The following is a 25,413-nucleotide window of genomic DNA, read 5'->3' as shown; positions in this document are numbered from 1 at the left end:
CCGGCGGCCGCGCGGCCGGGCGGGCGTGGCCGTCCTGCCATGTCCCTCGCCGCTCGCCTCCTGCTCGCCTTCGGGCTCGTCGCGATCATCGCGACGGCGTTCGTCGGGCTGACCCTCCGCGAGGCGTCGCGCGAGATCATCGAGGGCGACTTCGCCGAGCGGATCGACGCGGCGCATGCGGGCGTCCGGCAGCAGCTCGCGTGGGAGGCCGACGCGCTGCGCGATCTCCTGCCGCCGCTCTGCCGGCACGACACGTTCGTCGACAAGGCCCACGTCGAGCTCGAGCGCGCCAAGGGCGACCCGGACGCGATGGAGCCGGGGAGCCGCATCGCCCTCCAGCGGCTGGTCCCGAGCCAGGCCAAGGCGCTGCGCCTCGACGAGCTGTCGCTCGTGGCGGGCGACGGGAGCGTCCTCGCGGCCGAGGACGCCGCGCGCATCGGCGCGCGCGACCCGCGGCTGGCGGAGCTGATCCAGGCCCCCGGGGGCGCGCCGCGGCTCCGGCCGGCGAAGGCGGGCGGCGAGCCGTCGCTGGAGGTCCACTGCGCCCTGTCGAACCACGGGGTGACCATCGGCCTCGTCGGGTCGCGGCGGATCGGCCCGGTCCTCGCGCGGATCGGCGAGGCGTACCATGTGCGCCTCACGGCGGCGCGCCAGGGGGAGCTCGCCCCCCGGAGCAGCGAGTCGGAGGTCGTGCGCGTCCTCCATTTCACGGAGATCCCGGGCCTCGACGTCGTCGCCTCGGTGCCGCGCGATCCGCTGAGGCAGGCGCTCGCCCGGCTCGATCGCGCGATCGCGCTGACCGGCGCCACGGTGCTGGCGATCGCCGTCGCGATGGCCGTCGTGCTGGCGCGCAGCCTGTCGCGGCCGCTCGTGGCGCTGGCCCGCGAGACGCGCGAGGTGATGAGCGGGGCGCCGCGGCGTGTGGAGGGGCGCGGCGGGCGGGAGATCGCGGATCTCGCGGCGGCGTTCAACGCGACCATCGACGAGCTCGCGGCGATGCGCAAGCGCCTGGCCGCGACCGAGCGCATCGCGGCGCGGCGCGAGGTCGCGCGCCAGATCGCCCACGAGATCAAGAACCCGCTGGCGCCCATCCGGGCGGCGGTGGAGACGCTGCGCCGGCTCCGGCAGCGCGACGACCCGGCGTTCGACGACTACTTCGCGGAGGCGACGTCGACGGTCCTGAACGAGGTGCACCGGATCGCGAACATCGTGACCGAGTTCACCCAGTTCGCGCGCCTGCCGCCGCCGAACCTCACCCCCATCGATCTCGTCGCGGTCGCGCGCGGGGTGGTCACGCTGCACGCCGCGCCGGCGTCGGGCGAGGCGACCTCCGGCGCGGGGTCGACCTCGGGCGCAGGGTCGACCTCGGGCGCCGGCGCGCCGTCGCCGCGTGTGGAGCTCGTTGCGGATCCGATCCCGGAGGTCTCGGCCGATCGCGATCAGCTGATCCAGGTGCTCACGAACCTGGTCCAGAACGGCCTGGACGCGGCGAGCGCCGTCCGGCGCGACCCGCGCGTCTCGGTGACGATCGGCCCGCTGCCGAACGACCGCGTGCGCATCGTGGTGCGCGACAACGGCCCGGGCGTGGCGGAGGAAATGGTGTCGCGCCTGTTCGAGCCCTACGCGACCAGCAAGGACAAGGGGACGGGGCTAGGCCTCGCGATCGCGCAGCGGATCGTGTTCGAGCACGGAGGGGAGATCACCTACCGCAAGGCCAAGAAGGGGGGCGCTGTCTTCGAGATCTGGCTACCCGTCGCGGGCCCTCCCCTCCTCGAGAAGCCCCTGGGCGACACCACGGTGCGCCCGCGCCCGCCCGACGCGCCGCGCTCCTGAGCGCTCGCGCTCTCACCTGAGCAGACCCCCAAGCTGCTCTCCCGCCCCTCGTGCGCCCTCTCCCAAGCGACGGCGACGCTCGTGCGCCCTCTCCCAAGCGACGGCGACGCTCGTGCGCCCTCTCCCAAGCGACGGCGACGGCCGTGCGCCCTCTCCCAAGCGACGGCGACGGCCACCCGCAAAGGAGACGGGCCCAGATCGGCGTTTTCGGCGCGGAAGCGTACTCCTGTACGCTGAGCACCGAAAACGCCGAGGTGGGCCCGGATCCGCCGCGGGTGGCCGTCTCTTCTACTGAGGTTGGCCGTCGTTCTTGCAGGCCGAGCTGCAGCCGTCGCCGCTCTTGTTGTTCCCGTCGTCGCACTCCTCGTACAGGCTCTGCCGCACGCCGTCGCCGCAGTACGGGCCGTAGACGCACCCCGGCGCGCACTTGCCGTAGCCGCCGGTGTTCTTGCCGTCCCCGTCGTCGCACTGCTCGGGGCCGTTGACCACGCCGTCGCCGCAGCGCGGGCCGTACAGGCAGCTGGGGCCGCACTCGCCGTAGCCGCCGTCGTTCACGCCGTCGTCGCACTGCTCGCCGAGGTTGGTCTGCACCACCGAGTCGCCGCACTGGGCGCCGAGGCGGCAGTTCTCGCTGCAGCCGGTCGCCGCGTTCGGGGGATCGCACTGCTCACCCCAGTCCTCGTCGACGCGGCTGTCGCCGCACTTGGCCGCCGGCGTGCAGTCGGGGAAGCAGCTGCCGTAGAAGCCGTCGTTGACGCCGTCGTCGCAGGTCTCCGTGCCGTTGACGGCCGCGTCGCCGCAGTACGGCCCGTACGCGCAGTGCTGAGTGCACCCGTTGTAAGCGCCGTTGTTGTCGGCCTCGCCGACGTCGCAGTCCTCCTCGTCGGGCTGCACCACGCCGTCGCCGCAGCGCGGGCCGTAGAGGCACATCGGCGCGCACTCGCCGTATCCGCCGTCGTTGACGCCGTCGTCGCACTCCTCGCCGTAGCTCGCTTGCACCACCGCGTCGCCGCAGAGCGCTCCGAGCTGGCAGCCCACGCAATTCGGGTCGGCCGGGTCGTCGCACTCCTCACCCCACTCGTCGTCGACGTTGCCGTCGCCGCAGCGCGGGGCGGGCGTGCAGTTCGGGTTGCACGTGCCGTAGAAGCCGTCGTTCCGGCCGTCGTCGCACTGCTCGGGGCCGTTCGTCGCGCCGTCGCCGCAGTACGGCCCGATCTCGCACTCGCGCGTGCAGCCGCCGTAGCCGTTCGCCGTGTTGCCGGAGCCGAGATCGCACGCCTCGTACGGCGCGTTGACCGCGCCGTCGCCGCACCGGGGCGGGGCCACGCACCCCGGCGCGCAGGCGTTCGAGCCGTTGGCATACGCGCTGTTGTTGACCCCGTTGTCGCAGGTCTCCATGCCGTTCCTCTGGCCGTCGCCGCAGTACGGACCGAGCTGGCAGTTGTTGCACTGGCCGTAGCCCGTCCCGTTCTTGCTGCCGTCGTCGCACTCCTCGCCCGGCGTCACGACCGGCGGGTCGACCCCGCACTGCGGCGTGCACGCCGACGTGCCGGCGCTGAAGCCCGACAGCGTGAGCTGGTAGTTCGACCCGGTGACGTGGCGCTCGGCCTGGAACACCGCGATCTCGTAGACCTTGCCCGGCTCGAGGTTCAGGTCGACGTCGTAGGGCGTGCGGGCGCCCGCAGGGCAGGTGTTCTGGGTGCAGGGGGTCACGCGGGCGTCGCCGTTGTCCAGGATGGTCACGCTCTCCTGGAGCTGCCCGTGGATGCCGCCGATGTCCGCGGTCAGCGTGTTCTTGATGAACACCCAGACGTCGTCATCGCCGAAGAAGGTGAGCACCGGATCGGCCGCGGCGCCGTTCGGCGTGAACTGGAACCAGTACCGGACCTCGCTCGTGAAGTAGTAGTTGTGCGAGGGGTTGCTCTGCTGCGCCTTCTCCAGCCCGGCGGAGACCAGGTTGTTGAGCACGGGATCGCCGTTCGGCGGGGTGGGGTCCACGGGCCAGAACGGGCTCCGCTGGTACACGTACCTGCCGGCCTGCGGGGTCAGATCGATGGAGGTGACGAGCGTCCTGTTGTACGTCGGGTTGTCCCGGTACCACCACTGGAAGTTGTTCTGCCCCGTGGTCCAGCCGTTCGCGTCGCTCGGCGTGACGAAGCCGGGGCCGAACCTGCTGACGGGCTTGCCGGCGGCGTCGAGCGTCGGCTGGACCATTTGGTCGATCTGATTGCCGCTGGGATCGATCTCGAAATCGAAGTGCCCGACGAGGGTGTCGTTCAGGTTGTTGTCGCACGCGCTGTTGCTGACGGTGCGGTCGTACGAGGTCGGGCACCAGCCGATGAAGTCGCGGATGACCATCGGCAGCCGCATCTCGGTGGGCTGAACGGTGCAGGCGTAGCCCGGCTCGATCGTGCACGTGGCGGAGCAGCCGTCGCCGCTCGCGGTGTTGCCGTCGTCGCACGCCTCGGTGGGGTCGCCGGGCAGGAGGATGCCGTCGCCGCACCTCGAGATGCACGCGCCGCCGCTGCAGTTCGGCTCGCCCTTGCAGTCCGGCGTGCAGCCGTCGCGCCAGTTGCCGTTGCCGTCGTCGCAGGCCTCGGTGCCCTCGCGGACGCCGTTGCCGCAGACGGAGTAGCCCGTGCAGTCCTGGGGCACGGCGCTATTGCACACCCGCCCGGGCTCGATGCGGCACGTATCGTCGCAGCCGTCGCCGGAGAGGAGATCGCCGTCGTCGCACTGCTCGGCGCCGCGCTTGAGCCCGTCGCCGCAGATGGTCTTGCAGGGGAACCCGACGCGCGAGCAGTCCCAGCCCGTCTCGATCGTCTGGCAATCGGCGCTGCAGCCGTCGCCGCTGGCCGGCGGCTTCTGCCCGTCGTCGCACACCTCGGTGCCGCCGATCTTGCCGTCGCCGCACACGGGCGGCGGCGGCGGGGTGCAGCGCCCGCCGGCCGGCGGGCACGTCCAGCCGACCTCGATCTTGCACTGCGCTGTGCAGCCGTCGCCGCCCGCGGGGGACGCCCCCCCGCCGTCGTCGCACTGCTCGCCGAGCTGCACGACGCCGTCGCCGCAATAGGTCCTCACGGTGCAGGGCTGGCCCGGCCTGCAGACCCAGCCCTCCTCGAGCCGGCAGTCCGCGCTGCAGCCGTCGCCGCTCTCCGGCGGGTCATCGCCGTCGTCGCACTGCTCGTTGCCGCTCACGCGGCCGTCGCCGCACTCGTAGAGGGGGATGCAGGGCTTGCCCGGCTCGGGGCACACGTACGCCGGGTCCTTCACCTGGCAGTCAGCGCTGCAGCCGTCGCCGTCCGCGGCGTTGCCGTCGTCGCAGAGCTCACCCGGCTGCACCTTGCCGTCGCCGCACGCGATCAGCCGCACGCAGGGCGATCCGGGGGTCGGGCAGTTGTAATAGGGCTCCTGCCGGCACAGGCTCGAGCAGCCGTCGCCGCTCGCGGTGTTGCCGTCGTCGCACCCCTCGCCGGTCTCCTTGGCGCCGTTGCCGCAGACGGGCAGCCGCGTACACGGCTGACCGGGCCGGCTGCACTGGAACCCCGCCTCGCGCTTGCAGTCCGCGCTGCAACCGTCGCCGGACGCGGGCGGGTCGTCGCCGTCCTCGCACTCCTCCGAGCCGTTCACGCGGCCGTCTCCGCAGTCGTAGAGCAGGATGCACGGCTCGCCCGGCTTCGGGCACACGTACGAGGAGTCGACGTAGTAACAGTCGGCGCTGCAGCCGTCGCCATCGACGTTGTTGCCGTCGTCGCAGAACTCGCCGGGGTCGACGACGCCGTCGCCGCACGCGATGGTCAGCTCGCAAGGCTGACCCGGCGTCGGACACGCCCAGTAAGGCTCGACCTGGCACTGCCCGGAACAGCCGTCGCCCGGCAGCGTATTGCCGTCGTCGCAGGCCTCCGACGCCTGGTTCAGCGCCGCGTCTCCGCAGGCGGGCCCGGGAGGCAGGAAGCACTCGGGGGGCGGATCATCGACCTCGCACGGGTCCGGCGCACCGCCGCCGTTGCCGCCGAGCCCGATGCCGCTGCCCACCGTGAAATCGGGCTCACCGCCGGTGCCGCCGGCGCCGCCGACGCCAGGCCCGCCTCCGCCGGAGTTCGCGCCGCTCCCGGAGCCGGTCGCCTCGCTCGTGGTCGCGCCGCCCCCGCCGCAAGCGACCGTGATCTGAAGCAATCCCACCGCCAAAGCCAGATAAGAAGTCCTTAAACCCACGGCCACCTCGATAACGCACGTTGCGCTCCGCCCGAGCAAACGGCGCTAGATACACTTTATCGTAAAAGTGCACCCCGGCTCCAGGCGAAATCGGCGGCGCTGCTGTGCTCGGCGCAGGTGTTCATCGCGCTCGCCGTGCTCGCCATCGCGCTCGCCGCCGATAGCCGCCTCGGTTCTGCGCCTCGGCTTCCACCTCGGCTCTGCACCCTGGGTCTCGGTGCAAATTTCGATAATAATGTCTATTTCCACCGTGACTCAACTCGACTTCTGCCGAGGAGCTCGCGGCTTGATGTCGAATCGAGCACGGCCGGAGTTCGATCTTGACATCGCCGGGGTCGCTGCGGATCAGGGCAGCGGCGGCGAGGTCCACGCGGATCAGCCGGCGTTCACCCGGCGATCACCATGATCTCGGTCGCCTTGATGAGCGCCTGCACCTCCTTGCCGACCGCGAGGCCGAGCTCCTTCGCCGCGTCGCTCGTGATGACCGCGACGAGCTCCGTGCCCCCCGGCCCCTCCATCACGACCTTGGCCATCACGTCGCCCACCACGAGCTCCGTGATCTTCCCGGGGATCTTGTTCCTGCCGCTGATCTGCATCTCCTGCCTCCTCCCGCGCGATCGTAACGCGGGGCGGCCGGGGCGTCGGCCCGCGCGCGCCGCGGGCCGGCGGGCGCCGGGGCCGCACAGGCCGCCTGCGACTGGCCACCTCGGGCCGGACGCGACTGGCCGTCTCAGGCGGGCAGCGACTGGCCGTCGATCCGAGCCGGCCTGCGCCGCGCGACCTCGATCCCGGAGATGCAGACGGCCAGCCACACGGTGCCTGCGGCGAACCCCGCGAGCACGTCGCTCAGGTAGTGCACGCCGAGGTACATGCGGCTGAAGCCCATCGCCACGGTCCAGCCGAGCGCGAGCGCGACGAGCGCGAGGCGAGCGCGCAGCGTCCGGAGGAGCAGGAGGCCCAGGTACGAGAGCATGCCAAAGGCGACGAACGTGCCCATCGAGTGTCCGCTCGGGAAGCTCCACCCCGCGGCCACCGCGAGCGGATCGGCGAACGTCGGCCGCGGCCGGGCGAACAGCGCCTTGAGCGCGGTGTTGAGGAGCCCGCCGCCGGCGAGCGCGGAGAGCCACCCGACCGCGAGGACGCGCCGGCCCCGCCTCAGCAGCGCCGCGGCCACGACGACAGCGAGCAGCGCGAGCGCCCAGAAGGTGCCGAGGAGCGTGAAGGCGCGGAGCGCCGCCACGCCGGCGCTGCTCGACGACGCGTGGAGAGCGCGCGCGAGCGCGAGATCGACGCCCACGATCGGCTCGCCCTCGCGCACCCCCTCCGCGAGCCAGACGAACACGAGCGCGGCCATGCTGAGCGCCAGCCCGAGGCCGAGGTGGATCACGAGGTACTCGGCCGCGGAGAGCTCGCGCAGCACCCTCGCGACCGCGGGGAACCGGGCCGAGAGGCGCCGCGTGATCGGGTGCGCGGCCACCGCGGCGTAGGCCCGGACGGCCAGCGCCCACAGCGCCCGCGCGTGGCGGCCGGAGAGGCGCGCGACCGCGACGAGCCCGAGGAGCACCCCCACCGTCCCGGTCACGAGCAGCGCGAGCAGCAGAAAGGGCCGCGCGCCGACCGCCGAGGCCAGCTGCTCGGCGGGGAGGCCCAGCGCTTCCATGGAGGGGGCTCTAGCACGCGGCCGCGCCGCGGAGCTCGCTCAGGGGACGAGCGACACGACGGCTTCCGGCGCCGCGAGATCGCTGATGTTGGCGACCCGGATCTCGTCCTCGGAGACGGAGTAGACGTAGTCCTCCATGAAGACGCTCCGCTTCACGAACGACGTCGCGCTGCTCCACCAGTTCCCGCAGCTCGGGCCGTTCCCGTCCGCGCTCGCGTCGGGCAGCGGGTGCGGCACCCCGCCGACGGACGTGAAGCCCGCGCCGGGATCCACCTTGTAGACGAGCAGCCCGCTGAACGTCATCGTGTCGCCGAAGTCGCCGCCGCTCCCGCCCTCGCAGATGACCATGGGGATCCCGAGCAGCCCCCGCTGGGTGAAGTAGTTGAACGCGAGGTGGTTGGTCGCGGCGTCGCTCGCGGAGCCGCGCGTCCCGATCACCTCCTTGTGCGTGAGCGTCGGCGCGTCGAGATCCGTCACGTCGAAGATCTGGAGCAGGATCCCCTGGAACCACGCGAAGTCTCCCTGGTCGTCGGCGTCGTAGCCGATGCTCATGACGTGCCCCTCGTCGATCATGTGCATGTACGTCGAGAAGCCGGGGATCTTCAGCTCGCCGCGCACCCTCGGCGCCTCGGGCTCCGAGAAATCGATGGTGTAGAGCGGGTCGGTCTTCTTGAAGGTCACGACGAACCCGACGTCGCCGTAGAAGCGGGCGGATCGGATGTCCTCGCCGGGAGCGAGGTGGTCCACCATCCCCTTGACCACGAGCTCGCCGCCCTCCTGCTTCAGCGACGCGACGGTGTTGTGCGTGTCCGGGTCGGGCAGGTGCCCGGTGGTGGTCGCGACGCGGAGATACCCCTCGTGCTCGCTGAGGGCGAACTGGTTGAGCACGCGCCCCTTCACGACGCCGCTCCCCAGGTACGCGCTCGGCGCCGCGCGCTCGCTCAGCGCGAACTTGTGGATGGTCGTCGCGTCGGGCGTCGCCTTGCCGTCGTCGTAGAACCAGCCGTACGTCTGGCCGTACTGGTGCCGGCTCGCCACGTAGAGCGAGTCCGCGGTCGCGTAGACGGCGCCGGGCCTGCCCACGATCGTCGTCTGGCCGAGCGCCTCGGTGCCGAGCTCGGTCGAGACGACCGAGAGGAAGCTCTGCCCGTCGCCCGTGTTCGACAGGTAGAAGTTCTCGCAGCTCGCGAACGGCTCGTGGCTCTTCGGGGACGCCACGCCGTCCCGGTACACCGTGTCCTCCACGCTGGGCAGCTGGATGTCGAGCGGGGCCGCGTCGATGAGGGCGATGTTCTTCTCAAGGAGCTTGTCATACGCGCTGTTCACGGCGGCCACGGTGGACGGGTTGACCCCTTGGTCGGACAGGGAGCAGACATCGAGTCCCTCTGGCCAGGTAGAGAGTCCCTCCACCGTCGGCTCGCGGGAGGCGACGATCGTGTGCACCGCGGCCCCGATGCGCCGGGCGTTGATGAACGATCCGGAGAACTTCAGCGTCCGCACGACGGTCGGCGCCGTGAGGTCGCTGATGTCGAATTCGGTGACCAGGAGCGGCGTGCCGTCGCCCGTGAACTCGCAGTCGTATCCGTACGTGCACTCACCGCTGGAATAATAAGCGATCTCGCCGTCAGGCGACGAGGACGGGGACAGCGAGGAGTACACGAGGGCGCGCTTCTCGTGCACGAAGAGCTTCTTCGGCTCCCCCTCGATCGCGACCGACGCGACGCGGTGGATGTCGGCGGCGGGCCACGCGTCGAAGATCTGGAATTGCCCGTGGGCCAGGATATAGACGTTCTCTCCGTCGTTCTTGATGAAGTCGGCCTCGTCGACGTCGGCTTCCTGCGTGTTCGTCGTCGAGTACTCCTTGGCACCCCCGTCGTCGACACCCCCGCCCCCCTCCTCGGTCGGCGCCGAGACGGGCCCTCCCGAGGAGGCGGAGCCGGAGCTGGAGGCGCCGACTGGCCCGCCGTCCCCTCCGAACCAGACGCACCCGGCCTCGAGCTGCTGCAGGGCGGACTCCCGCTCCGCTTCGACCGACTTGGCCATGTTCTGCTTCAGCCGTTCGCGGAGCAGCGCCTCGACATCATCGCAGCTCGTCGCGGGCGTGAGGGCGCTCTGTGCCAGGCCCGTCTGCGCGGGTCCACCAGATCCGCCCGATCCGCTCGAGCAGGCGGCGAAGCCGGCGCCGAGCGCGAGCAGAGAAACAAGCGTACAACCCCTGTAAAATGATCGCATGTGAGTCTCCGTGTCCGTCTGTCGTTCGAATCGCTGGCCGCAGGAGAAGCACTCGACATGCCGAGCCATTTCGTTAGTGATTACCGCCAGATACAATCCGCACCAGTTGGCACATGCCGGCACATAGTGCGCCTCATGCCTGCTCGCGTCGAGTCGGCGCCCTCGGTCTGCGAGGCGCGATGCTGCGACGGTTCGCCGAGGAGTGGACGGTGGGCGTGGAGGACATCTCGGAGCTCGTGGCAGCGCAGAGGGAGGTGCTGCGCGGCCGGGGTGCCGGACAGCTCGAGATCCCGCGGGAAGAGGTGTATTGGCCGACAGCCGCGGAGGCAGCGAGGCGGGTCGGGATAGAGCGCTGGGAGGCGTAGCGCGCGGACGTCGTGCTCCGGACACGGCCCGGCAGCGCCAGGGAGAAGCCCTGGCCATGGTAGCGGCGCTCCCCTACTGTCCGCGCCAATGGCCTCCACCTCTCTCGGCTTCGCCGAGTCCCGCCAGCAGCGCATCGCCCAGGTCCTGCTGTTCGTCACCCCGGCGCTCTTCACGGCCAACATGCTGCTCGCCCGCGCCACAGCCGATTTCATCCCGCCGGTGGCGCTCGCGGAGCTCCGCTGGACGGGTGTCGTGCTGGTGCTGCTGCCCTTCTGCGGCCGCGAGCTGTGGCGCGCCCGCGCCGCGCTGCGGCGGGACTGGGCCCGATATTCCCTGCTCGGCCTGCTGGGCATGGGCATCTGCGGCGCCGGCGTCTATTACGGCGCCGCCACCACCACGGCCACCAACATCGGCCTGATTTACGCCGTCTCGCCGGTGATCATCATCCTGCTGTCCCGGGCCATGTTCGGAGAGCGGCTCAGCCGGCGCCAGGGCCTGGGCGCGGCGCTGGCGCTGGCCGGCGTGCTGGTCATCGTGCTGCGCGGCGACCCGGCGGCGCTGCTGGCACTCAGCTTCAGCACCGGTGACCTGATGATCCTCGGCGCCGCGATCTCCTGGGCGCTTTACACGGTGCTGCTGAAGCGCTGGCCCGATCCGCTGGGGGTCCAGGCGCGCCTCGCCGCGATCGCGCTGGCCGGGGCGATCCTCCTGCTGCCGCTGCTCGGCTGGGAGCTGGCCAGCCGCGGCGCGCCGCAGTTCGACCTGCGCACCATCGCCACCGTACTGACCCTGGTCCTGGTCCCGGGCGTCGGCGCCTATGCCACGTACGGCTATATCACCGAGCATCTCGGCCCGAGCCGGACTGGCCTGCTGCTCTATCTGTCGCCGGTCTATACCGCCGTGCTGGCCTGGCTCCTCCTCGGAGAGGCGTTTGCCCTCTACCATTGGCTCGGCGCAGCGCTCGTATTGCCGGGCCTCTTCTTCGCCACCCACAAGCCGAAGGCGACCTGAGCACCCCGCGCCTCGTTTGGCGCCGTAGTGCCCTGCGCCTCATTTGGCGCCATGGCGAGGGGGCCCGCTCCGAGCCCAGGAGCTCCGCCGAGCGGGCCGCGTCCACGACCTCGGCGAGCGGGTGCGGTTCGCGGAGGACGCCGGTTATGCGACCGCGTCGGGCGTCGGTGTTCGCGGAGACGAACGCGCTGGGCTCTGCCTGGAGGGCCCGGTCGGGGAATACCTTGCCGATCCGGATGTTCCAGCTCGGCGCGGATCCGTGCGCCGCGTTCGAGCTCGAGCGCACCGCCCCGCCTGCTTGACAGAATCCCCCGTCGGCACCAGACAGATTGTTCCAGATGATGAAGACCACCCTGCCCGTCGTGCTCTTGACAGCCCTCGCCGTCGCGACCGTCGGTTGCGATACCAGCGGCGGGCGGTCCAAGGATCGGTGGGCGACCACCGAGAACACCAACGTCGAGCTCGACTTCGACAAGGTCAACGAAGCCTACAAGGCGGCCGAGGGGCCCGAGGACTTCGAGCGGCGCGTCAACGAGATCTACCAGGGGAGCGAGGTCATCAGCGTCGCCGTACAGGACCTGGACACCAAGACGCAGGTCGTCACCGGGTTCTTCGACAAGAACAGCGACGGCAGCGTGCAGGACCCCGAGAAGGTGTTCACCATCCGCCGTGACGTCTCGGGCGAAGGCGCCGCGCAGATCCAGACGTCCGGGTTCGGCCACTACGGGTACTACCACTCGCCGGTGATGAGCCTGGCGTCGGGCATGCTCCTCGGCGCCATGGTGTCGTCGGCGCTGCGCCCGAATTACGTGCCTGTGTACACGCAGCCGTACGCCACGCCGCCCGGCCGCTCGCTCGATCTGCGATCGCACCGCGAGGCGTACCGCGCCTCGAACCCGTCCAGCGTCGACCACAGCAGGTCGTCGCAGACCGGGCGGCGCTACAACAACGCCGGCGGCAGCCGCTTCGGGAGCGGCAAGTCCGGCGCCGGCTCGCGCTTCGGCGTCCGCCGCGGCGAGCGAGGCCGCAGGCCCGAGCGCCTGGTCGCGTAGCCGCGCGCCGGCCGCCGCGATGCAGCCTCTGCGAAGCATCTCCGAGCTCCCGTTCCGCTGCCGTCCCGCGCTGGAGCTGCTGAACCTCGAGCAGCACCGCGACGAGCCGGACGTGGAGTCCACGCAGTTCGGCTGGTGCCGGGTGGACGCGCTCTGGCTGGATGGCCGCGCGGATCGAGGGCCGCTCCGGGTGACCGACGCGCTCGTCGTGGCCGTGCACTCCGCGGACGAGCCGGAGGTGCTGCCCGATGACGTGGAGCTCGAGTTCTTCGTCGAGGAGGTCGCCAAGGACTACTCGGTGACCGTGCTCCTGTCGGCGTTCCTCGAGCGCTGGCTGCCGGCCGCGTTCTCCGGCGAGCGCGCCATCGTGCTCGCCATGTGCAACCCCCACGCCGCGCGCATCCGGCGGCCGGAGGCGGCGGGGCGCACCCCCGTGTACTACGCCGACGGCGACGTCGACGCGTGGCTCGACACCGACCCAGACGGTCGCCGGCACATCCGCCTCGAGGCCGATGCCTGGCGCACCGCGGAGTGAGGCGATGTTCGAAGGACGCAGACAGCCTATCGTGTCGCGCGAGCAGAAGCTGGTCTATGCCGGCATCTACGTGCTGAAGAAGATGGACCTGAAGCCCGCCGATGGAGGCATGGAGATACCGCTCGTGCTGCCGTCCGAGCTGAGCCCGCTGGAGGACGTCCTTCAGGAGCTCGTGAACGCGGACCTCGTCGAGGTCAACCGCCGCAAGGCGCGGTTCGAGCTCACCAAGAAGGGGCTGGCTTACCTCGGCGAGATCATCGATGAGGCGGAGGCGCTTGTCGACGAGTTCGACGACGAGTCGCTCGAGGACGCGGTGGCCGAGCTCCGCAGGCGAAACGTGGACGTGCTGCGGGCCCGGTTTTTGTGGGGTTGGTACGACGGCGAGCTGGACGATCTGGTGCTCTTCCAGCAGCGCCGGGGCACGACGCCGGTCGAGCAGTGGTGGGCAGACTACCTCATGAGCGACGCGTTCTACGAAGAGCTGAGGCGCGACTACGGGTGAGCGCGAGGGCGGCCGTCAGCGCGGACGGGCGCGCTCCCCCATCAGCCGCGTGAGGAGCCGCGCCAGCTCGGCGCGCTCGCCTGCCGAGATCCGCGCCAGCCGTCGCCCGAAGGCGTCGTCGAGGATCGCCCGCGCCGCCTCCATCGCCTTGCGCCCCGAGCGGGTGAGCGTCAGGCGAAAACGCCGCAGATCGCCCGCCTCCGTCTCGCGCTGGATGAAGCCAGCCGCCTCCATCCGCTTCACCATGAAGGTGATCGAAGGCTTGGGCGTGAGCAGCGCGCGCGAGAGCTCGGCAGGGTAAGGGTGATCGTCGAGCTTGCCGAGGAGGAGGAACTCCTTCATCTCGAGCCCCAGCGCGCGCACCTCGGGCTCCACCTCGGCCATGACCGCCATGCTGAACTCGAAGTTCAGCGTCCAGAGCTCCCAGGGCGAAGGCTTGTCCATGTTCTCTCTGCTCGCGCTTGACGATGGAGCGGTGCAGCGCTACTAGTTTAATATTGAACTGTTCGAAATGGAACAAGTTCCGGAGGTGATTCGATGCCGCTCGATCATTATGTCACGCTCGGTCGCTCGGGTCTGCGGGTGAGCCCCTTTTGCCTCGGCGCCATGACGTTCGGCGAAGACCTGGGCTGGGGGAGCAGCGTCAAGGACTCCGAAGCCATCCTCGACCGCTTCATCGAGCTCGGGGGGAACTTCATCGATACGGCGAACCTCTACACCAAAGGGCACTCGGAGAAGATCATCGGTGATCACCTCGGCCACGACCGGCAGAAGCGCGACCGGCTGGTGATCGCCACGAAGTTCAGCGGAAACCTGTACGTCGGCGATCCCAACGGCGGCGGCTCGAACCGCAAGTCGATCCTCGCCGCTTGCGAGCAGTCGCTCCGCCGGCTGCGCACCGACTACATCGATCTCTACTGGCTGCACAACTGGGACAAGTTCACGCCGATCGAGGAGACCATGGCGGCGCTCCACGATCTCGTCCAGTCGGGGAAGGTCCGTTATATCGGCGTGTCCGACACCCCCGCGTGGAAGGTGACTCAAGGGCAGCTCATCGCTCAGTTCCGCGGATGGGCGCCGTTCATCGGGCTGCAGATCGAGTATTCGCTCCTCGAGCGGACGGTCGAAGGGGAGCTGATTCCCATGGCCCAGGAGCTCGGGCTGGGGGTGACGCCGTGGTCGCCCCTGCGGAGCGGGATCCTGAGCGGCAAGTACACGCGGAAGAACGCCGCGACGGTCAAGCCGGAGGGGCGGCAGTGGACCGCGAGCTACCTCGACGAGCGGAGCTACACGGTGATCGACGAGCTCGAGCGGATCGCCAAGCAGCTCGAGACCACGGTCGCGCGCGTCGCCCTCAGCTGGGTGCAGGCGCGTCCGGCGGTGTCGTCCACGATCATCGGGGCGCGCACGCTGGCGCAGCTCGACGACAACGTGAGGGCGCTCGAGGTGAAGCTCACGCCGGAGCAGACGGCGGCGCTCGACGCGCTCACCGCTCCGAAGCTGAACTTCCCGGCCGATTTCCTCAATCTGGCGCACATGATCCAGGCCGGGGGGACGACGATCAACGGGCAACCGTCGCAGCTCATCCCCTTCGGCGTCACGAAGAAGGGGGATCACTACTGACGAGTAACCTCGGCCACGGCGCGATCCGCGCGACGCGAGCGCGCGGCATGGGAGGCGCCGCCCGGGCGTTTTGATAGTCTCGCCCCTCGCCTCGTGGACACGCCCGCCCGCCGCCCGCTCTTCCCTCACCTGCCCGCGCTCGACGGGCTGCGCGGGCTCGCCCTGCTCGGCGTCCTCTTCTTCCACGCGAACGGGATGCTGCGCGGCGGCTTCCTCGGCGTCGATCTCTTCTTCGTCCTCTCGGGCTACCTCATCACGTCGCTCCTCCTCGCGGAGCACGAGGCGCGCGGCGCGATCTCGCTCAAGGACTTCTGGATCCGCCGCGCGCGCCGGCTCCTCCCCGCGCTCCTCGCGCTCGTCCCGGTGGTCGTGCTCCACGGGCGCCTCTTCGGGCCGCCGAGCGCGCTCGCCGGCCTCCGCGCCGATGTCCTCGCGACGCTCGGCTACGTCGCGAACTGGCGCGCCATCTACGCGCACAGGAGCTACTGGGAGATCTTCACGTCGCGCTCGCCGCTCGAGCACACGTGGAGCCTGGCGATCGAGGAGCAGTTCTACCTCGTCTGGCCGCTCGTCATCGTCTTCGTGCTCTCGCGGTGGGCGCGCCGCGGCGTGCTCGTCCTCACGCTGACGCTGGCCGCGCTCTCCGCGATCGCGATGCTCGTCCTCTTCGCGCCGGAGAGCACGACGCGCGTGTACATGGGCACGGACACGCGCGCCTCCGGCATCCTCCTCGGCGCCGCGCTCGCGACGGTGCTCACGCCGCGCGCCGCGCTCTCCCCGCGCGCGGTGCGCCTCCTCGACGGCGCCGGCGTCGCCTCGGCGATCGGCCTCGCGATCGCGTGGTCCGTGTTCGACGGCCAGTCGTGGCTCCTCTACCACGGCGGGTTCTGGCTGACGGAGCTCGGGGCCCTCGTCCTCATCGCGTGCGCGGTGCAGGGCTCGCGGAGCCTCGTCGCGCGCGCCCTCGCGTGGCGCCCGCTCGCGTGGCTCGGCACCATCAGCTACGGCGTCTACCTCTGGCACTGGCCGGTGCACGTGTTCGTGTCGAGCGATCGCCTGCACGGCCCCGCCCTCGCCGCGCTCCGCTTCGCGATCACCTTCGCGGTCGCGCTCGTCTCCTACCGCTTCCTCGAGAGGCCGATCCGCGAGCGCGGGCTGCCGAAGGGGCGCTCGTTCTGGGCGGTGCCGGCCGGCGTCACGCTCGGGCTGCTCATCGCCGTCCGTGCGACCCACGCGCAGGACGGCGAGGCGCCGAAGGGCTCCGCGATGATCAACGCGCTCGTCACCGCGATCGTGAAGGACGAGGCCACGTTCCGCGTCGTCGTCGTCGGCGACTCGACCGCGAACACGCTCGGCTGGGCGCTCCGCGGTCTGCAGGAGCGCGGGCTGGCGGTGGACCTCCACGGGCGTGACGGCTGCACCATCATGGCGGACCTCTGCGGCATGACCGAGTGGCCCGCGCTCCTCGCGCAGGCGAAGCCCGACGCCGCGGTCCTCTACCTCGGCGGCGCCTTCATGCACGGCATCACGGTGAACGACGAGTGGACGAAGGCGTGCAAGCCGGCGTGGCACGAGCGCTTCGAGGCGAACCTCGTCACCAACCTCGACAAGCTCCGGAACCCGCACGGGCGCGTCTGGATGGCGACCGTCCCCTATGCGCTCGGCGACTGGGAGACGAAGGACGTCCATGAGCAGGTCACGTGCATCAACCGCTCGATCCGGAAGGTCGTCGCGACGCTGCCCGACGTCGCGCTCCTCGACCTCCAGGAGCACATCTGCCCCGCGGGCGAGTGCCGGCGCATGTACGAGGACGGGGCGATCCGGCCCGACGGCGTGCATTTCACGATCGAGGGGGCGCGCGGCGTGGCGAGGTGGACGCTCGCGGAGCTCCGCGCGAAGCCGCGCGTGCCCGGCTCCGCGGCGGACTCCGGGCCGCCCCGCTGAGCGGGCACGCCTCCTGGATGAGCCGCCGGGCCGCCTCGAGAGTCGGAGAAAGCGCGCCGTGAGGTGGAGCTGCAGAGATACGAGGCGCTGTTCCACGCATTCCTTGAGTACATGCCTGCCATGATGTTCGCCAAGGATCAGGACAGCAGGGATGTCGTGATCAACGCTCAGCGACCATCGCCATCATCGACATCACGGGGGTGAGCGCCGTCGCCGGGCGGTCGTCCAGGCCGGCCGCAGCCGACGAATCGACCGCTCGCCTGTCACCTTCCGGCGCCTCTACCGTAGAGGAGGGTGAGCCCCACGATGAGCTTCCTCTGGCCCTCCCGCGATGACCACCTCTGCGAGCTGATCGAGGCGTCCCGGCGCGGCGATCGCTGCGCGTTCCGGGCGCTCTACCAGGAGCTGTACGACCCGGTGGCGCGCTTCGCTTCGCGACGCGTGCGCCGGCGAGAGGACGCGGAGGATCTGGTCGCGCGGGTCTTCCACAGGCTGCTGGAGCGGCTGGGAGAGTTCGATCGGCGCAAGGGGACGCCGCGGATGTTCGTGCTGGCCATGGCCAGGAACCTGGTCATCGACCACCTGCGGGCGGCGCGGCAGGAGGCGCCGATCGACGATCTCGCGGGCGTGCTCGCGGACGAGTCCGGGACGCCGCTCGACGCGCTCGTGCGGGGCGAGGAGCTCCGCGCGGTCAGGGAGGCGCTGGCGGAGCTCGGGGCGGAGGCGAGGGAGGTGCTGGCGCTGCGGTACGGCGACGGGCTGAAACACCAGGAGATCGCGGAGCTGCTCGGGCTCCGTGCGGACGCGGTGAAGCAGCGGGCGTCGCGGGCGCTGCGCGAGCTCAAGGCGCGGCTCGGGGCGCGCGCCGAGCAGGACGCGGGTGAGTCCCGCGGAGAGGGTGTTTCCAATGCTGGACTTTGAGGTGCGACGAAAGCTGCGCCGGCTGCTCGGGGAGCCGGCGCCGCTGAGGCCAGAGCACGCGCGTGAGCTCGAAGGCGAGCTGATGGCGGCGTTCGGCCAGCTCTACCCCGAGCAGGAGGTGGTCCCGATGAAGCGGCTCTGGTTGCGCAAGGTGCTGGTGGTGGCGGCGGCGGCAGTCGTGTGCGGGGCGGCGGCGTGCGTGGCGCCGGCGGACGTGGAGGTGCCCGTGGGACGGAGCATCAGCATCCAGGTGGCGGACGGCGCCGAGCTGCCCGAGCCCGAGGCGCTCATGGCGGCCGTGCGCGGCGAGGGGAAGACGGCGCGGAGGGCGCGGGTCATGGTGCGGGGGCGGCGCGGCGGCGGGGCGACGACCCTGACGCTCGATGTGTGGGGCGACGAGGTGCCGGAGGGCGACGTGGCCGAGCGGATCCGGGCGGCATTCCCGGCGCTCGCCGGCGCGGAGATCCGGGAAGACGTGCTGGCGGGGACGGTGCGCGGGACGCTGGGAGCAAAGCTCGGGCACGAGTTGCTCGATCTGGACGTGCTCGACAAGGACGACGTGGAGGCGGCGCGGCGGCAGGTGATGGAGCAGCTCGCGGCGCAAGGCGTCGAGGGGAAGGTCGACGTGCAGATCGAGGGAGACGGAGAGAAGCGGAAGGTAAAGGTGCAAATAAAGCTGGACGGCCCTCCGCAGGACGAGGCGGAGATGGCGCCTCCGCGGTAGCCGAACGAGGCGGAGATGGCGCCTCCGCCATGGCCGCACGAGGCGGAGATGGCGCCTCCGCCATGGCCGCACGAGGCGGAGGGGGGTCCACGGAGCTCGGCAGCGCGCGAAGGTCACGCGCTCGTCGCCCGATGAATCCCGCGAAGACCGCGCCTCCTCACGCTTGCTCGGGCACGCCTCCCGGGACGCGCGCGGGCAGCGGAAGCTCGATGCCCTCGGACAGGTTGCCCTTGCCGGGCACGTGGTTGATCTCGAGCCGGATGCCGTCCGGATCCTCGAACAGGATCGAGTAGTACCCGGCCGCCCACGCGCCGTCCTGCGGCGCGTGCACGAGCTTGCCGCCGAGCGCGGCCAGCGTGCGCTCGAAGAACGCGTGGAATGCGTCGATATCCTCGCGGCTGCGGGCGCGGAAGCACAGGTGGTGCAGGCCGGGCTTGTACTGGTGAAAGCGGGCGCCGGCGTGCTCCGGGTTCACGGGGCGAATCAACAGGCCGGTCTTGCCGCCGATGTAATAAAGCATGGGCCGCTCGTTCTCGCTGCCCGGATCGTCGTACTGGCACTGCATCTCGAAATGCTCGCACAGCGCGCGGTAGAACGCGCGGCTGCGCGGGAAGTCCGTGACCGACAGCTGGATATGGGCGATTCCGGCGAGGTTCATGGCGATCACGGTAGCCCGGATCCGACCGGTGGAGCGCTCTTCGTGGTGTCGTCCGGGGTGTCCGCGGAAGCGGCGAGGACCAATCCAGTTGCGGCGCCCCAGGGGGTGTGGCTAAAAGGCGGAGAACGATCCCCGGCGGAGAAGCAAGAACGAGATGCGAATTCCCAGCAGCCTGATGTCTCTGGCCGACGAAGGGCTCATCGAGGAGGTCGTGCGCCCGCTGATGAGCGGCAAGGAAGCGGAGGTCTTCCTGGTGCGCTCCGGCGGCGAGCTTCGGGTGGCCAAGGTCTACAAAGAGGCGCAGGACCGGACCTTCAAGAACCGGGCGGAGTACACGGAGGGGCGCAAGGTGCGCAACAGCCGCGATCAGCGCGCGATCAACAAGCGCTCGCGCCATGGTCGTGCGCAGGACGAAGCGGCCTGGAGATCGACCGAGGTGGACATGATCTTCCGCCTGCGCGGCGCGGGGGTGCGCGTCCCGATACCCCACCATTTCATCGACGGTGTGCTGATCATGGAGCTCATCACCGGCGCCGACGGCGGCCCGGCCCCGCGGCTCGCCGAGGTGCGCCTGAACCCCGACGAGGCGGTGTGGGTCTTCGACCGATTGCTGGCAGAAGCGGTCCGGATGCTGAGCGCCGGGGTCGTGCACGGCGATCTGTCCGACTTCAACGTGCTGATGGGGGCGGACGGGCCGGTCATCATCGATTTCCCGCAGGCAGTGGACGCTTCCAGCAATCAGAACGCGCGAAAGCTGCTGCTGCGCGACGTCGACAACCTCCAGCGCTTCCTCTCTCGGTTCGCTCCCAATCGACAGCCCCGCCCTTACGCGCAGGAGATGTGGGAGCTCTACTCGTGCAGCCAGCTCACGCCCGAGACACGGCTGAGCGGCCGTTTCCAGGCGTCTTCGAGGCGGGTCGACACCGAGTCGGTCCTGGAGCTCATCGGCGATGCCAACCGCGACGAGCGCCGCCGCCGTGAGACGCAGGGGCTGAGCATGCGGGGCGTATCGTCCCCGCCTCGCAAGGTCGAGGTGGTGATTCTACCGAGCGGCCCGCGAGACCGCGCGCGCCGGAACGCTCAGGGAGCACAGGCGGGCGGCGCGGCCAACACGCGCCCAGCACAGGCGGGCGGCGCGGCGAACACGCGCCCAGCACAGGCGGGCGGCGCGGCGAACACGCGCCCAGCACAGGCAGGCGGCGCGAGGAACACGCGCCCAGCACAGGCGGGCGGCGCGGCGAACACGCGCCCAGCACAGGCAGGCGGCGCGAGGAACACGCGCCCAGCACAGGCAGGCGGCGCGAGGAACACGCGCCGGGCTTGACGCCTCCGAGCCGCTTGCCGGTTTTCACAGCGCTCAAATCGCCTTGTCGTCCGAGCTCCCGGAAGGCGCGTCCGGCGCGGCGCCCGCGCTGCCGGCCGGCGGCTCCGCCGGCCGTGCCTTCTGCTCCACGAGAAAGAGGACCACATCCACCGCGCCCCCCACGGCGCGGTTGACGAGGCGGATCGCCCCGTGGACGCCGGACAGCGTCGTATCGTGGATGATCCGGATCCCCCTCACGGGCGCCTGGATCGGGGGAATCTGCTCCAGCAGGTCGAAGGGCAGCTTCGCCGCGTGCTTCTGGAGGCGCTCCACGCGCCGGGAGCCGTGGTCGACCGCGTCCTGCACGAGGTCCTTCAAGCCGCGCCACCGGTCCATCACACCGCCTCCTCGCACCACGCGCGGATCTGCGCGTAGACGTCCGGGTCGTGAGCCAGGCGCAGGTGTCCGAGCGACGGCATGATCCGCGCGTGCTCTTGAGGGAAGGGCGAGCACCGGTCCTCGGCGACCGCCCGCCCCGTGGCGCTCCGCAGCGAGACCATCGCGTCCCCGAACAGGAGGGAGAGCCTCGGGTCGGCCGTGAGCGCGCCGGCGATGAGATGATGGCGAATGTGGGGGAGCAGGGGCACGGGATGGCGGCGATTCTGGAGCAGCGCGTTCGCGCTGGCGCCCTCCCAGTCCTCGCGGCGGAGATTGGCATAAGCCAGGTCCTTCATCCCGCCGCTGCGGAGGTTGACGATGTCGGCGATGAGCTTCGTGTACGGATTGTCGATGCTCGCGAGCGCCCACGTGACCACGTTGCCAAAGCGCTCCAGCGGGGCGCCGAGGTGCGGTGTGCCGAGATAGAAGGCCCGCTTGACGAGGGGCAGCCACCGTCGATCCTTGTCGCTCGCCGCGTGCGCGGCGCTGCGCGCGACGAGGCCGCCCATGCTGTGGCCGATGAGGACCAGCTCCTCCACGGCGACAGGATAGGCAGAGACGAGCTGTTCGAGGAGGACATCCAGGGCCTCGCCGTTCTCGGAGACACGGAGGCCGCTGTTGTACCGCACATAAAGCGGCGTGTACCCGAGGTCGCGCGCAAGGAGCGATCCGTAGGTCTCGCCGTCGGGCATCGTCCAGACTTCCTCGGTGCTCATCAGCCCGTGCACGAGCACGACGACGCGGGGCGTGGCCTGGGCAGAGACGGCCGCGGGAAATGCCCTGGCAAGCGGCACGGGGTGCCCGTCGCGGACGAGCTGCATCGCGGTCGCGAGGCCGTTGCTGGTCCGCTTCAGGTAGTCGCCGAGGACCCCGTTGAGCATCCCGACGACCCGCTCCAGGTGGTTTCCCATGCGACGATCCGGCCGCATCCTGGCACGGATCGGCGCCGGGGGCGACGCCGGGGCCCCGCTGCACAGGGGCCGCGGGCGCGTCGCCGGTCCGCATCTTCGCCGGCAGGTGCTCCGGGAGCCGCGTGTCCCCGGTGCAGAGCATGACGACGTGTGTCGCCGGCCGCTCGACGGCTTCCCGACGCGGTGCGCGCTCAGGAGCCGGTCGTCGCGAGCAGCTCCCTGGCGTCGCCGGCGGATGCAGCGCGGCGGATCCAGCGGTCCAGCTCGGCCAGGTCGGTGCTCGCGACGACGCGCTCCCGAACCTCGGCAGGGACCTCCAGCCCGCGGGCCTCGAGGACGGCCAGCACGGCCTGCACCTTCCCTTCGAGGAGCCCCTGCTCCCGGCCCTTCTCCACGCCCTTGGCCACGTAGCTGCGCGCGAATTCGCTCTGAAACTCGTATCCGCTCTTCATCATTGCCTCCAACATCCGCCTCGCCGCTGCGTTCAGCGAGGATAGCACCAGGTCTACGTAGACGGCGCGGCGCTCCTCATCGAGCCCGGCTGCCGCCGCCAGGAACGCCACGCCGATCGCCTCCCCCACCTCGCCCTGCCCGTGCGCCATGGCCGAGAGCACGACCACCTCGGGCGCCGCCCTCGCCTGCTCGGCATCGGCGACGCGCGCCTCCGTAAACGTCGGGACCGGCTGGCCGAGCGCGTCCTGGAGCATCTCGGCGGCCAGCGTCGGCCAGTTTTTGAACAGCTCCACCAGGGCTTCATGGGTCACGGAGGGCATCAGAGCGTCTCTCGGGGGGTTGCAGCCATGTTGAATCGTCAAGCGGCACGCCAAGCCCATGCGTGCGAGGACGCAGGGGCCGGAACAGCCGCCTCCACTGCTTCAATTCCGGGCAGCTCCCTCGAGTCGTCACGCCGTGTGACCTGCATGCGCCCCGACGCCAGGGCACGTCACGAACCGCACCGCGGCCCGGGGCAGCGCCCCGGCAGAGGGCCAGTCTCGATGGGCACGACCTGGTGCGCGCCCTCGTCTCCGAGGGCCGGCCCATCAACGTCCTGGGCTGGGTCGACAGCCAGGTCACGCAGGGTGAGCGTCGCGACGCCCCGGGAACACCCGAGCGCCCGAACCCACCGACGGATCCGCGACGCGAACAGGCGGCGCGCGAGGCGGAGCCGCGTGGCGCCCAGGTCGCGAACCGTTCAAGATGCCACGAAAGATGCGACCGACGGAGCGCTGGTGCTGACCCCGCCCGCGGCGCGGCAGCGCACCACTGAGCCGTTGGGCGGACCGACCGCATTGACAGGTTTTCATCATGGGGATGTTCGACTGGTATACGCCGGTGCCGCAGCTCGCTTGCCCCAGGTGTGGGACCACGGTCGACGGCTGGCAGGGAAAGGACGGTCCCTGCGGCCTGTTCGAATGGGTGCAGGGGATGCCTTCACCGCCGCGGCAACACGTCGACGAGGAATGTGCCCTACCCGCGTCCGACCGGGAGCGCTTCCGGCTGCCCGCGCGCTTCGAGCTCTATACCGAGTGTGAGCTCTGCCGCGCTTGGATCGAAGCCGAGGGTTCGTGTGAGGGCGACGTGTGGAGCCGCATCGAGCTCGTCGGAGCGACCGACCGAGGTCGGGGTAATGTCGGAAGAGGTTCTCGCTGAGCTCAGGCGCGGTCTTCCCTGAAAAACCCGCGCAGGGATCGCGCGACGAGCTCGGGGCTCCCTCCCCGATCGGCGTTCCAGGGAGCCTCGTGACCGACGCCTTCGAGCTCTGTCCGCTGGCCCCTGGGGAGGATCGTCTCCAGCGCATCGAGCGCGTTCTTCAGGTACCTCGGGCTCTTCGTGCCTCCGAGCAGGAGGATCTCGGCTTCGACGGCCTTGAACGAGGTGATGCTTCCTCCCCTGTCGACGACCATCTTGAAATCGAAGCGCATCGCCGGGAGCAGCTCGCGCACCGGCGCGTACTGCCCCGAGCCCCTCCTGTCGTCCAGGCGGAGAAATCCCCTCGTCGCCAGCGCGAGCAGCGGGCGCGGGACCGCGGCGAGGAACCCCGGGGCGAGACGCACGATGTTGCTCACCGTGACGAGCGCCGAGGCCAGCTGCCCGCGGCGGATCTCGTCGTTGAAGCGAGCGATCTCATCAAGGGGCACTCCCTCGAGATAAAACGGGGGCTCGTAGACAGCCGCCTTGCGGACGGAGGGCAAGGCGCGCGCGGCCTCGAGCGTGATGATCGCTCCCGAGCTGAGCCCGAACACGAGCTGGGCGCCGCTTCGTGAGAGGAGGCCATCGAGATCCTCGACCTCTCTCTCGATGGAGTGCCCAGCGTTGTACTCCCGCGGGCTCATGCCCCGCCCCCGCCGGTCAGGGAGGTAGACCGTGAAGTCGTCGGCCAGGGCCCTCGCGAGCTGGTCGTAGTTGGCGGCGGTCCCCATCGCTCCTTGCACCAGGATGACGCCGGGACCTCGGCCGATCTGGCGGTAGCCGATCGTGGTGCCGTCCCTGGAGGTCACGGCGCCCGCCGCGTAGGGTTCTTTCGATGTCGAAGAGCGGCCCACTCGGCCGCTTCGTGCTTCCGTCACCATCGCGCGCTCCTTCCCGGCCCTTTGTGACACGGCGGCCGATGAACCAGGCTTGCGCAGCGCCGGCGAGGGCTCCTCGTCCCGCCTGCCCCGCGCGGCATCCATCCATGGGCTTCTAGCTGCTCAGCTGCTTCATCTGCGCGAGCATCTGATCGACCGGCTTGCTGAGCTGCTTGAGGATGAAGCCCGGCGCGATGCGGCTCATGAGCTTGGAGACGTTCGCGAAGCCGACGCGGATCTCCGGGCGGTCTCTCTCGATCCCCTTCAGGGCCTCATCGACGAGCTTCGTGACGCTCATGAGCGGCGTGCCCCGGAGCTCGTCGGCGAACGTGTGGTTCAGGGGCGTGTCCACCGCCGGAGGTGCCAGCTCGAAGACCTTGACGTTCGTCTGCTTGAGCTGGACGCGCAGCGACTGCGTGAACGAGTGGATCCCCGCCTTCGTCGCGCCGTAGATCGGGGCGATCGGGTAAGGGTTGAAGGCGAGCCCCGACGACACGTTGACGATCGCCGCGCGTGCCTGAGCCTTGAGGTGCGGGAGAAACTGCATCACCATCCGGATCGAGCCGCTCAGGTTGATCTCGATCTCCTCCGTGATGCCCTGGAGATCGGCCCCGAAGGTCTGCGGGTTGACCTTGCGCATGATCCCTGCGTTGTTGATGAGGACGTTCATCGCGGGGAAGTCCTTCATCACGTGCTCGTGGAGGGCCGCGATCGCGTGGGGGTCTCGCACGTCGCTCTGGAGGGTCCGCAGCCCAGGCAGCCTCCGCCGCGCGGCGTCGAGCGCGCCTTGGTCGCGGCCTGTCACGATGACCGTGTTGCCACGACGGAGGAGCTGCGACGCGAGCTCGAAGCCGATGCCGCCGCTTCCACCGGTGATGAGGATGGTGTTGCCTTGGAGTTTCATGATTCGACCTCTTC

At 70.5% G+C, this 25,413-nt stretch carries 22 protein-coding genes and 1 pseudogene; 12 read left to right on the top strand and 11 right to left on the bottom strand.

All coding sequences use genetic code 11. The features are described from left to right. Positions 1 to 39: 39 nt before the first annotated feature. Positions 40 to 1,833 (top strand): sensor histidine kinase, encoded by a 1,794-nt coding sequence (locus WMF14_RS48135; RefSeq protein ID WP_437797642.1) that lies wholly within the window; start codon positions 40 to 42, stop codon positions 1,831 to 1,833. A 288-nt stretch (positions 1,834 to 2,121) separates the two neighbouring features. On the opposite strand, the gene WMF14_RS48130 is transcribed toward WMF14_RS48135, so the two are convergent. The 4 genes from WMF14_RS48130 to WMF14_RS48115 all read right to left on the bottom strand — a co-directional run bounded on the left by WMF14_RS48130 (position 2,122) and on the right by WMF14_RS48115 (position 9,940). Next, positions 2,122 to 6,009 carry a DUF4215 domain-containing protein gene (locus WMF14_RS48130; protein ID WP_437804429.1) on the bottom strand — a complete coding sequence of 1,296 codons (3,888 nt, stop codon included), beginning with the start codon at positions 6,007 to 6,009 and terminating at the stop codon, positions 2,122 to 2,124. Between the two features lie 425 nt (positions 6,010 to 6,434). Next, positions 6,435 to 6,644 (bottom strand): TOBE domain-containing protein, encoded by a 210-nt coding sequence (locus WMF14_RS48125; RefSeq protein WP_272096723.1) that lies wholly within the window; start codon positions 6,642 to 6,644, stop codon positions 6,435 to 6,437. Between the two features lie 134 nt (positions 6,645 to 6,778). Then, positions 6,779 to 7,708: a phosphatase PAP2 family protein gene (locus WMF14_RS48120; RefSeq protein WP_437797640.1), complete on the bottom strand. Its 930-nt coding sequence runs from the start codon at positions 7,706 to 7,708 to the stop codon at positions 6,779 to 6,781. A 39-nt stretch (positions 7,709 to 7,747) separates the two neighbouring features. Continuing rightward, positions 7,748 to 9,940, bottom strand: a complete 2,193-nt coding sequence (locus WMF14_RS48115; RefSeq protein WP_437797638.1) for a beta-propeller domain-containing protein — start codon at positions 9,938 to 9,940, stop codon at positions 7,748 to 7,750. 95 nt (positions 9,941 to 10,035) lie between these two features. Here WMF14_RS48115 and WMF14_RS48110 point away from each other — a divergent pair, with 95 nt between their 5' ends. The 6 genes from WMF14_RS48110 (at position 10,036) to WMF14_RS48085 (ending at position 13,406) form a co-directional block, all read left to right on the top strand. Beyond that, positions 10,036 to 10,305, top strand: coding sequence for a DUF4291 family protein (locus WMF14_RS48110; RefSeq protein WP_272097940.1), 270 nt, complete (start codon positions 10,036 to 10,038; stop codon positions 10,303 to 10,305). A gap of 88 nt (positions 10,306 to 10,393) precedes the next feature. Continuing rightward, the gene (locus tag WMF14_RS48105) at positions 10,394 to 11,317 is read left to right on the top strand and encodes a DMT family transporter (RefSeq protein ID WP_437797636.1); all 924 of its coding nucleotides are present in this window, start codon (positions 10,394 to 10,396) and stop codon (positions 11,315 to 11,317) included. Between the two features lie 146 nt (positions 11,318 to 11,463). Beyond that, entirely contained in the window at positions 11,464 to 11,619 is a 156-nt protein-coding gene (locus tag WMF14_RS48100) for a hypothetical protein (protein WP_437797634.1), read from the top strand. Positions 11,620 to 11,655: 36 nt separating this feature from the next. Further along, the gene (locus WMF14_RS48095) at positions 11,656 to 12,369 is read left to right on the top strand and encodes a hypothetical protein (protein ID WP_437797632.1); all 714 of its coding nucleotides are present in this window, start codon (positions 11,656 to 11,658) and stop codon (positions 12,367 to 12,369) included. A 19-nt stretch (positions 12,370 to 12,388) separates the two neighbouring features. Beyond that, the gene (locus WMF14_RS48090; RefSeq protein WP_272096718.1) at positions 12,389 to 12,904 is read left to right on the top strand and encodes a hypothetical protein; all 516 of its coding nucleotides are present in this window, start codon (positions 12,389 to 12,391) and stop codon (positions 12,902 to 12,904) included. A gap of 4 nt (positions 12,905 to 12,908) precedes the next feature. Next, positions 12,909 to 13,406 (top strand): hypothetical protein, encoded by a 498-nt coding sequence (locus tag WMF14_RS48085; RefSeq protein WP_437797631.1) that lies wholly within the window; start codon positions 12,909 to 12,911, stop codon positions 13,404 to 13,406. 15 nt (positions 13,407 to 13,421) lie between these two features. Here the strand turns inward: WMF14_RS48085 and WMF14_RS48080 are convergent, their stop codons facing one another. Beyond that, positions 13,422 to 13,850, bottom strand: a complete 429-nt coding sequence (locus tag WMF14_RS48080; RefSeq protein WP_437797629.1) for a MarR family winged helix-turn-helix transcriptional regulator — start codon at positions 13,848 to 13,850, stop codon at positions 13,422 to 13,424. Between the two features lie 93 nt (positions 13,851 to 13,943). On the opposite strand from WMF14_RS48080, the gene WMF14_RS48075 reads away from it, so the two are divergent. The 4 genes from WMF14_RS48075 (at position 13,944) to WMF14_RS48060 (ending at position 18,618) form a co-directional block, all read left to right on the top strand. Beyond that, positions 13,944 to 15,029 (top strand): aldo/keto reductase, encoded by a 1,086-nt coding sequence (locus WMF14_RS48075; protein ID WP_272096714.1) that lies wholly within the window; start codon positions 13,944 to 13,946, stop codon positions 15,027 to 15,029. Between the two features lie 93 nt (positions 15,030 to 15,122). Continuing rightward, on the top strand, positions 15,123 to 16,973 hold the full coding sequence (locus WMF14_RS48070) for a DUF459 domain-containing protein (protein ID WP_437797627.1): 1,851 nt from the start codon (positions 15,123 to 15,125) through the stop codon (positions 16,971 to 16,973). A 306-nt stretch (positions 16,974 to 17,279) separates the two neighbouring features. Further along, positions 17,280 to 17,894, top strand: coding sequence for an RNA polymerase sigma factor (locus WMF14_RS48065; RefSeq protein WP_437797625.1), 615 nt, complete (start codon positions 17,280 to 17,282; stop codon positions 17,892 to 17,894). Next, entirely contained in the window at positions 17,881 to 18,618 is a 738-nt protein-coding gene (locus WMF14_RS48060; protein WP_437797623.1) for a hypothetical protein, read from the top strand. Before WMF14_RS48065 ends, WMF14_RS48060 begins: the two co-directional genes overlap by 14 nt. A 157-nt stretch (positions 18,619 to 18,775) precedes the next feature. Here WMF14_RS48060 and WMF14_RS48055 read toward each other — a convergent pair whose 3' ends face one another. Further along, positions 18,776 to 19,276, bottom strand: a complete 501-nt coding sequence (locus WMF14_RS48055) for a VOC family protein (protein ID WP_437797621.1) — start codon at positions 19,274 to 19,276, stop codon at positions 18,776 to 18,778. A 154-nt stretch (positions 19,277 to 19,430) separates the two neighbouring features. Here WMF14_RS48055 and WMF14_RS48050 point away from each other — a divergent pair. Continuing rightward, positions 19,431 to 20,300: pseudogene (locus tag WMF14_RS48050) on the top strand (PA4780 family RIO1-like protein kinase); the annotation flags it as partial. A gap of 333 nt (positions 20,301 to 20,633) precedes the next feature. Here WMF14_RS48050 and WMF14_RS48045 read toward each other — a convergent pair. The 5 genes from WMF14_RS48045 to WMF14_RS48025 all read right to left on the bottom strand — a co-directional run bounded on the left by WMF14_RS48045 (position 20,634) and on the right by WMF14_RS48025 (position 25,399). Beyond that, complete coding sequence (locus tag WMF14_RS48045) at positions 20,634 to 20,975, bottom strand: hypothetical protein (protein ID WP_437797619.1); 342 nt, start codon at positions 20,973 to 20,975, stop codon at positions 20,634 to 20,636. Beyond that, positions 20,975 to 21,928 carry an esterase/lipase family protein gene (locus WMF14_RS48040; protein WP_437797617.1) on the bottom strand — a complete coding sequence of 318 codons (954 nt, stop codon included), beginning with the start codon at positions 21,926 to 21,928 and terminating at the stop codon, positions 20,975 to 20,977. The genes WMF14_RS48045 and WMF14_RS48040 overlap by 1 nt, the downstream gene beginning before the upstream one ends. A gap of 191 nt (positions 21,929 to 22,119) precedes the next feature. Beyond that, positions 22,120 to 22,701: a hypothetical protein gene (locus WMF14_RS48035; RefSeq protein ID WP_437797616.1), complete on the bottom strand. Its 582-nt coding sequence runs from the start codon at positions 22,699 to 22,701 to the stop codon at positions 22,120 to 22,122. Between the two features lie 879 nt (positions 22,702 to 23,580). Then, positions 23,581 to 24,426 (bottom strand): alpha/beta fold hydrolase, encoded by an 846-nt coding sequence (locus tag WMF14_RS48030; RefSeq protein ID WP_437797614.1) that lies wholly within the window; start codon positions 24,424 to 24,426, stop codon positions 23,581 to 23,583. A 184-nt stretch (positions 24,427 to 24,610) separates the two neighbouring features. Continuing rightward, positions 24,611 to 25,399, bottom strand: a complete 789-nt coding sequence (locus WMF14_RS48025; RefSeq protein WP_437797612.1) for an SDR family oxidoreductase — start codon at positions 25,397 to 25,399, stop codon at positions 24,611 to 24,613. Positions 25,400 to 25,413 lie beyond the last annotated feature (14 nt).

The sequence above is a fragment of the Sorangium sp. So ce693 genome (genome assembly GCF_051521375.1).
GTDB lineage: Bacteria > Myxococcota_A > Polyangia > Polyangiales > Polyangiaceae > Sorangium > Sorangium atrum.
This window is presented reverse-complemented; position numbering and strand designations above follow the sequence as displayed.

What these genes read in the sequence shown, in the direction of transcription:
- WMF14_RS48135 (WP_437797642.1), top strand. Translation starts at nt 40, where the DNA reads ATGTCCCTCGCCGCTCGCCTCCTGCTCGCCTTCGGGCTCGTCGCGATC.
- WMF14_RS48125 (WP_272096723.1), bottom strand. Translation starts at nt 6,644, where the DNA reads ATGCAGATCAGCGGCAGGAACAAGATCCCCGGGAAGATCACGGAGCTC.
- WMF14_RS48120 (WP_437797640.1), bottom strand. Translation starts at nt 7,708, where the DNA reads ATGGAAGCGCTGGGCCTCCCCGCCGAGCAGCTGGCCTCGGCGGTCGGC.
- WMF14_RS48115 (WP_437797638.1), bottom strand. Translation starts at nt 9,940, where the DNA reads ATGCGATCATTTTACAGGGGTTGTACGCTTGTTTCTCTGCTCGCGCTC.
- WMF14_RS48105 (WP_437797636.1), top strand. Translation starts at nt 10,394, where the DNA reads ATGGCCTCCACCTCTCTCGGCTTCGCCGAGTCCCGCCAGCAGCGCATC.
- WMF14_RS48100 (WP_437797634.1), top strand. Translation starts at nt 11,464, where the DNA reads ATGCGACCGCGTCGGGCGTCGGTGTTCGCGGAGACGAACGCGCTGGGC.
- WMF14_RS48095 (WP_437797632.1), top strand. Translation starts at nt 11,656, where the DNA reads ATGATGAAGACCACCCTGCCCGTCGTGCTCTTGACAGCCCTCGCCGTC.
- WMF14_RS48090 (WP_272096718.1), top strand. Translation starts at nt 12,389, where the DNA reads ATGCAGCCTCTGCGAAGCATCTCCGAGCTCCCGTTCCGCTGCCGTCCC.
- WMF14_RS48085 (WP_437797631.1), top strand. Translation starts at nt 12,909, where the DNA reads ATGTTCGAAGGACGCAGACAGCCTATCGTGTCGCGCGAGCAGAAGCTG.
- WMF14_RS48080 (WP_437797629.1), bottom strand. Translation starts at nt 13,850, where the DNA reads ATGGACAAGCCTTCGCCCTGGGAGCTCTGGACGCTGAACTTCGAGTTC.
- WMF14_RS48075 (WP_272096714.1), top strand. Translation starts at nt 13,944, where the DNA reads ATGCCGCTCGATCATTATGTCACGCTCGGTCGCTCGGGTCTGCGGGTG.
- WMF14_RS48065 (WP_437797625.1), top strand. Translation starts at nt 17,280, where the DNA reads ATGAGCTTCCTCTGGCCCTCCCGCGATGACCACCTCTGCGAGCTGATC.
- WMF14_RS48060 (WP_437797623.1), top strand. Translation starts at nt 17,881, where the DNA reads ATGCTGGACTTTGAGGTGCGACGAAAGCTGCGCCGGCTGCTCGGGGAG.
- WMF14_RS48055 (WP_437797621.1), bottom strand. Translation starts at nt 19,276, where the DNA reads ATGAACCTCGCCGGAATCGCCCATATCCAGCTGTCGGTCACGGACTTC.
- WMF14_RS48045 (WP_437797619.1), bottom strand. Translation starts at nt 20,975, where the DNA reads ATGGACCGGTGGCGCGGCTTGAAGGACCTCGTGCAGGACGCGGTCGAC.
- WMF14_RS48040 (WP_437797617.1), bottom strand. Translation starts at nt 21,928, where the DNA reads ATGGGAAACCACCTGGAGCGGGTCGTCGGGATGCTCAACGGGGTCCTC.
- WMF14_RS48035 (WP_437797616.1), bottom strand. Translation starts at nt 22,701, where the DNA reads ATGCCCTCCGTGACCCATGAAGCCCTGGTGGAGCTGTTCAAAAACTGG.
- WMF14_RS48025 (WP_437797612.1), bottom strand. Translation starts at nt 25,399, where the DNA reads ATGAAACTCCAAGGCAACACCATCCTCATCACCGGTGGAAGCGGCGGC.